Source organism: Mesorhizobium sp. M4A.F.Ca.ET.020.02.1.1, assembly GCF_004022645.1.
In the GTDB taxonomy this organism is placed as follows: Bacteria; Pseudomonadota; Alphaproteobacteria; order Rhizobiales; family Rhizobiaceae; genus Mesorhizobium.
Window position 1 is genome coordinate 1 of the sequence record NZ_RZOI01000290.1, and the last position, 6,907, is coordinate 6,907.

6 protein-coding genes and 1 pseudogene are annotated in these 6,907 nt (G+C 64.9%); 3 read left to right on the forward strand and 4 right to left on the reverse strand.

The genetic code is table 11. The features are described 5' to 3' along the window. On the forward strand, positions 1-316 hold a 316-nt coding region (locus tag EN742_RS18555; protein WP_189375447.1), incomplete at its 5' end, for an acyltransferase family protein. Between the two features lie 29 nt (positions 317-345). Here EN742_RS18555 and EN742_RS18560 read toward each other — a convergent pair. Next, positions 346-1,614, reverse strand: a complete 1,269-nt coding sequence (locus tag EN742_RS18560; RefSeq protein ID WP_126056868.1) for an O-antigen ligase — start codon at positions 1,612-1,614, stop codon at positions 346-348. 467 nt (positions 1,615-2,081) lie between these two features. Between EN742_RS18560 and EN742_RS18565 the strand changes: the two genes are divergently transcribed. Then, complete coding sequence (locus tag EN742_RS18565) at positions 2,082-2,534, forward strand: TIR domain-containing protein (protein ID WP_126056869.1); 453 nt, start codon at positions 2,082-2,084, stop codon at positions 2,532-2,534. 185 nt (positions 2,535-2,719) lie between these two features. Beyond that, positions 2,720-3,880 (forward strand): glycosyltransferase family 4 protein, encoded by a 1,161-nt coding sequence (locus EN742_RS18570; RefSeq protein ID WP_245482273.1) that lies wholly within the window; start codon positions 2,720-2,722, stop codon positions 3,878-3,880. 97 nt (positions 3,881-3,977) lie between these two features. Here EN742_RS18570 and EN742_RS18575 read toward each other — a convergent pair whose 3' ends face one another. From EN742_RS18575 to EN742_RS18585, 3 genes and pseudogenes are all read right to left on the reverse strand, one after another. Beyond that, a complete protein-coding gene (locus tag EN742_RS18575; RefSeq protein ID WP_127405396.1) occupies positions 3,978-4,955 on the reverse strand; it encodes a glycosyltransferase family 10 fucosyltransferase in 978 nt (325 codons plus the stop codon). Between the two features lie 99 nt (positions 4,956-5,054). Continuing rightward, positions 5,055-5,643: pseudogene (locus EN742_RS18580) on the reverse strand (DUF1349 domain-containing protein). 41 nt (positions 5,644-5,684) lie between these two features. Further along, on the reverse strand, positions 5,685-6,907 hold a 1,223-nt coding region (locus EN742_RS18585), incomplete at its 5' end, for an aldehyde dehydrogenase family protein (protein ID WP_148670148.1).

The window sequence follows — 6,907 nt, forward strand, 5'->3', positions numbered from 1 at the left end:
GATCTGCGTGGTGCTTTTGTTCCCGGTCATGGTGACGGTCGGGGCGGTGGCGGCCACCTCACCGCGCCTGTCGAAGCTCTACAGCTGGCTCGGGCGGATCTCCTACCCGATCTACATCATTCACACGCCGATGCTGATGATCATCGCTGGAGCGGGCAAGGCCGTCTCGATCGATCCGTTCGCTAATCATCCCTGGTTCGGCATCGCCATGGCGATCGTGGTGATCGTCATCTCCGACATTGCGACGCGCATCTATGATGAGCCGGTGCGGCGCTTCCTGCAGCGGCAGATGCAGCGCTCGCGCGCCATCGCCTGAACCGCCCTTCTCTCGCCGCCGAACCGGCGTCAGCCGCTTGCGGGCTTCGCTTCGTGGATCGCGACGCACGCGCGCTGCGGGCGAACCGCCGAGGGCGCCGGGCGCAGCTTGAACAGGCCGTAATAGACGATGAAGGAGGCGGTGAAATACGGGCCGAGAATCTCGACCTCGAAAAAGGAGCGGAGCAGCATGAGACCCACCGCGCCCGCCAGCACGACCGAATCGGCGCGCCAGTCGCGGAAGACCACCGACGAGACATGTCCCCAGAACGACCGCAGGATGACCATCGCGATCAGCGTCACACCGACAAAGCCGAGTTCGACCAGGGTCTCGATATAGGTGTTGTGGAAGTGGAAGCCGGTGCGGGTGGTGATGTAGAACTCGGCCCATAGCCGCTCGGCCTCGGCGAAGCCCTGCACCCAGTAGGCGGCGTAGCCATAGCCGAGGATCGGGAACTGCTGCGCGGCCTCCCATCCCTGCTCCCACAGATAGGTGCGTCCGGTGAGCGTCGAGTCCTTGCCGAAGATGCCGAGCACGAAATCGAGCAGGCCAAGATTGAGCGCGGCCATGACCGCGCCGACCAGCGCGCAGGCGCCGACCGTGAACAGCACCCGCCGATAGCGGCGCGACAGCACCTTGCTCACGGCGAGCAGAAGGACGACGCCGACGGCCGCCGGCAGCGACGCCACCGAGGTGGCGGAATGGGCGATCGCCAGCATATACAGCGACAGCAGGCCGATCGGCGCCGTCCAGACCAGGCTTTGCCAGCCGCGCCGGTAGAAGATGGCAAAGACAAAGCAGAAATAGAGGCCGAGCGAGGCGAAGAAGCCGACCTGGTTCTTGGAGCCGAAGGCACCGACGAAATTGGTGGTCCCGTCAATCGTGTCGAGCGCGTAGCCGCCGACACGCAGCGAATAGAGCAGCACGACGAAGATGCCGATCAGCGAGCCGACGACCAGCGTGCGGACACTGACCGTGCGCGCGGCGACATAGGCGCACAATATGTGCGAGAAATACTGCAGTGCCGCGCGCGCCGTTGTGCCGGGCGCATGCGACCAGAACACCGAGAAGCAGATGTAGGCGGCGAACAGCAGCGGCAGCCAGGCATCGGAGAGATGCCGCAGGAACCGCCGGTAGTCGACCAGGATCAGCGGCAGCCAGACTGCATAATAGGCGAGGATGAGCACCTTGCCGAAATTGGTGGAATAGGCAAAGGCGAAGACCGAGATGGCAACGGCGAAGGTGCCATAGACGGCATTCCTTTCCGGATCGATCAACAAGGACTTTGGAATCTTCATATCCCTACCGGATATCTCTTTCGCTGAGCCCTCGGGAGCGGGCTGTCAAAGGCCGGTGCGAAGCCCCGGGCATTCCCCGATCCGGGCTTCCATTGTGCAGTGCAATATAACTTACCGTCCTATCGCGCGGCACTCAACGACAAATGTTGTCGCGGGCAAACAAGTGCCCGAAAGCCATATTGCACAGACGCATGGCGCGAATGCGGCGACGGCGCGTGGTTGAGCCCTGGCCGGCGAACCCTGCGCGATGCCTGTTCCTACCACAGGGCGTCGCCGGTGATCTGGATGTTTTCCATGGTGATGCCCTGGCGGCGTCCGAGCACAGGAACACCGCGGGAACTGTTCCTGCAGTTCTTCCAACATCGGACGGAGCCATAACAGCCGGCATGTCATCGACGCCAGCTGCCGTTGCAATGGGGAAGGCCGTCCGCATACGCTAAGGTGAGTCGCTTTGCTGGAGGAAATGGATGGCCAAACCGCGAATCTTCCTGGGGTCCTCCGGAAAGCAGAAGAAGCTGTTGCAGGCGCTGACGCGCGGCCTCGAGGAGATTGCCCATGTCGAGCCCTGGACAACTGTTTTCAATCCCGGGACGACCACGCTGGGGCGCCTGCTCGAGCTTGCGCGCGAGGTCGACTTCGCCGCTTTCGTGTTCGCCCAGGACGAATGGACGAGCGCGAGCCAGCCGGAATCGGCCCCTACCGTTCCCGCCCAGGCTTCGCCGCGCGACAATGTGTTCGAGGCCGGCGGATACTTCACGACACGATCGGATACGAACTCGGAAGTAAATGCACGCACGTCCGGCGTCTATCTGCGCGCCGATCCGGAGGACGTGACCATCCTGGACGGGAACGACAATCAGCGTCGCATGGCGTTGATCGCGGAGCGGCTAAGCCATTGGACGTCGATCAAGAACCTCTAAAGCCAGGGCGCAGTGGTCTTCCCCCGACTGCCTTGCAGCGTCTCCGGCTGCTGATGCGCGCCGTTCGCCCCCACCAGGTTCTGGGCCGAGCCTGGAAGGCATGGCTGTACCGCGTCCGCATCGGGCAGCTGGTTCCGCCCAGGGCTCCGGCCACGCCGCTGCCGGCGCTTGGGAAGCACCGGACCTTGATCGTCTGCCACGACCCGGCCTTTCCACCGACATCGGGCGCCGATCTGCGGAATTTCGGCAATGCCACGGCGGCAGCTGAACTCGGGCGGGTCCGCCTCGTCTCGATCTGTCCGCGGACCGACGAAGCGCAGCCGCTCGACAGCAATATTGGTGTGGTTGCCCTGACCAAAGCGGGCGAAATGCGCGGCCCGTGGCTGGGCTGGCGGCGAGCCAAGGGCGAGAGCCGGATTCCACGCCGGGCGCTCGCCCGCCTCAAGGCGCTTGCCCGCGAGTTCCGCCCGGACACGATCGTCGTCGAGGGCATTGCACTGTTCAGGTTGCTTCGGCCTTTGCGGCCGCTGACCGAGCAACTCGTCCTCGACATGCACAATGTCGAATCGAATCTCGCCGGACAGCTGGAACGGGCCCACGGCACCCTGGTCACCGCGCCTGATCTCAAACGCCTCGAACGAGAGGCCGCGAGGATCGTCGACAGGATCTGGGTCTGCTCGCGCCTTGACCGCGACAGACTCGAGCCATCGTCTTCCGGCACGGTGCCGATCGACATCGTCGCCAACGGCATTCCACGGGCCGAGGCCATTGCGAGGGTATTGCCGGCGCAGCCCGCATTTTCAGACGGCTTTCCAGTCATCCTGTTCGTCGGCCATCTCGGATACCAGCCTAACATCGAGGCCGCCGAACGGCTGGTCCGCAACATCCTGCCGCTCATCCGGCAGGCGCTGCCGCAGGCGAATGTTGTCCTTGCAGGACGCTCGCCTATGCCGGCCGTGCGGGCGCTGGCCGGTCTGGAAGGCGTTTCGCTCATCGAGGATCCGGATGACACAAGGCCGTTATTGGCCAAGGCTCACCTTTGCCTCGTTCCGCTTTCATCCGGCGGCGGCACGCGCATCAAGATCCTCGAGGCGATGGCCTTCGGCGTTCCCGTGCTGGCGACGCGGCTGGCGGCCGAGGGCCTGGACCTGGCCGAGGATGAAGAGGTGTTGCTGTCCGACGAGGACGAAAGGCTGGCAGAGAAGGCCATCGCGCTGTGCATGGACCCGCCCCGCATGGCCAGGCAGCGGACCCAAGCTCATGCAGCTGTGTGGTCACGGTTCGGGCCGCAAGCCATCGGCGATGCGGTTCGCCACGGGCTTCGGCTCGACGACGAGCACAAATGACGGCTGCCCCTACCTTTTGTCGACGATGACCGTGCCGGCAGACCTTGCGAAGTTCAAGGCCCTCCACGGGCCATGTGAACAGCCGGGCCCTGCGGCGTCAACGAGACTTCCGCCAGCGGCGCAGCTTGGTGCGCAGGAAGGAGACGCCGCCGAACGGCAGCGACGGCCAGCCCGGCGACAGGCCCTGCTGCATGCGCTGATGGACGAGCTCGGCCAGCCGGCATTTCGCCGGCGTTTCCAGGAGAGGCAGGCGGCTGGCGATCGACTCCGGCAGCGGTTGCGAGCGCCAGGCGAAATAGGCCTCATAGGCGCTGGGCGTCTCCAGCAGATGGCGGAGATAGGCGGCAAGCTCGGCCGGCGTGCCGAACGCCGTCGCGTCGATGTAGGAATTGGCAGGGACGAACTCGCCGACGTTGGGGGCGCCGAGATAGACCGGCACGCTGCCTGCACAGAGCGGATCGAAGATCTTCTCGGTGACGTAGTCGGGCGCGATCGAATTCTCCAGCGCCAGGCAGAAGTGGTATCGCGCTATGGTCTCGATCTTGGTCTGCGATCCGAGATCGGGGCCTTCGATCTGTCGCGTGGGACGATAGCGGCCATAAGAATCGACGCCGATATGCCCGGCAAGCTCGGCTGCGAACGCCCCACGGCCGCTGAGATCGATGCTCGCGGACTGGAAACGCACCACCGGAGCGCTCTCGGTCTTGGAGGGTATCGCGCTGTTGCGTATCGCCTCCCACCAGCTCGCGTTCTGGAGATAGGGTGTCCAGATGTCCGATCCGGACTCGTGCGTCATCGTGAGGTCGAAATGCCGCATAAAGCCGGGAGCGGCGGCGCGCGGATAGTTCTGCGGGTTCTCCATCGACCACGCGACCCATGTCTGGCCGGGATATTTGCGGGCGTCGCCGATCTCGCGGTAATCCGGAAGGTGGAACACCACCGCCGCGGCTTCGGCAAGGCGGCGGCGGTCATTGGTCCATTCGACGGGCACCGCGCAAGCGGGGATGGCCGCTATGTCGACCGGCTTGCCGAAGAAGGTCGTGTAGAAGAGGATGAGCGGATGGCCTGACGGCATAGGAGACTTTCGGCGCGTGGGAATTTCTTTCATATACCCTTGCGGCCCGAGCTTGGGAAAGAACGTCCTTACCGCCGCGGCGGGCGGGCTCGAAGCGTCTCAGTCGTGCAGTTCCCTTGGGATCGGCGGACCGATCGAAAAATCCGAGAAGCTGACCTCGAAGCCTTCGCGCTGCGGCGAGCAGCACATCATGCCGACATCGACCGACTTCGACGGCGGGAAATAGGCGAGCCGCACCGGCTTCCAGTGGCCGTCGGCGGCGTCCAGATACTGGACGCGGATGGTCTCGGCGTGGCGGGTCAGGCGGATCCTGACGCCGTTGGGATCGGCAGCGATGCCGACCAGCGACCAGTCGGAGGCATCGTTGGTGACGACGACCGAGAAATAGGCCACCCCCGTCGGTGTACTCGATACCGGCCTTGATCCAGTGCGTTTCGCTCAGTCGCACCATCAGGCCGGCCTGGTCGTAGAGCACCCGATAGTCGCCCTTGACCGTGACCTCGGCGCTGAAATCGCCAGCGACCGGCCGATGGAGGAAATGGCCGTTGTCGCGCCGGAAGCCATAGAAGGTCTCGCGCCAGAAGTCGGTCTCCTTGCCGGTGCGCACCTGCACGGTGCTACCGGCAAAGGAATGATGCGGCGGCGGGTTGAGCCAAGTCAGGTCCGCATTCCAGTCTGCCGTCGACATGCTCGCCTGCCTGGTTCGCGCTCGCGCCGTCGCCGTTTTAGTTAGCCGGCGAATGTATAGGCCGTCTTCACCGTGGTGTAGAACTCCATGGCGTAGCGGCCCTGCTCGCGCGGTCCGTAGCTCGAGCCCTTGCGGCCGCCGAACGGCACATGGAAGTCGACGCCGGCGGTCGGCAGGTTGACCATGACCATGCCGGCTTCAGAATTGCGCTTGAAATGCGTCGCGTGCTTCAGGCTGGCGGTGCAGATTCCGGAGGTCAGGCCGAACGGCGTGTCGTTGGCGACAGCGAGGGCCTCGTCATAATCCTTGACCCGGATGACGTTGGCGACCGGGCCGAAGATCTCCTCCCGCGAGATGCGCATGGCATTGCTGGCGCCGACAAACAGCGCCGGCTGAAGGTAGAAGCCCGGCGTCTCGCGACCCAGCCGCTCGCCGCCGAAGGCAAGCTCGGCGCCTTCCTGGCGGCCGATGGCGATGTAGTCCTCGTCCTGCTTCAACTGTGTGGCGTCGACGACCGGACCGATCTGGGTCTTGGCGTCGAGCGCATCGCCGACGACGAGCTTCTCCATGCGCTCCTTCAGCGCCTCGACGAAGCGGTCGTGGATGCCATCGGTCACCACCAGGCGCGAGGACGCCGTGCAGCGCTGGCCGGTGGAGAAATAGGCGCCGTTGAGGGCGCAATCGACGGCGACCGCCAGATCGGCGTCATCGAGCACGACGAGCGGGTTCTTGCCGCCCATTTCGAGCTGGAACTTGCGCATGTGCTCGACGCTGGCGGCGGCGACGCGTTTTCCCGTGCCGACCGAGCCGGTGAAGGAGATGGCGTTGACGTCCGGGCTGTCGAGCATGGCCTGGCCGACCACCGAGCCCTTGCCCATGACCAGGTTGAGCACACCCTTGGGCAGGCCGGCGCGGTGCAGGATGTCGACGATGGTCCAGGCGCTCTCCGGCACCAGCTCGGCCGGCTTGAAGACGATGGTGTTGCCGTGGGCCAGCGCCGGCGCGATCTTCCAGGCCGGGATGGCGATCGGGAAATTCCAGGGCGTGATGATGCCGACCACGCCGACGCCTTCGCGGGTCATCTCGACGCCGACGCCGGGCCGCACGCTCGGCACCAACTCGCCCGACAGGCGCAGCGTCTCGCCGGCGAAGAAGTCGAAAAGCTGGGCGGCCCGGATCGTCTCGCCAATGCCTTCGGCGAGCGTCTTGCCTTCCTCGCGCGCCAGGCTGTGGCCGATCTCGTCCTTGCGGGCCATGATCTCAT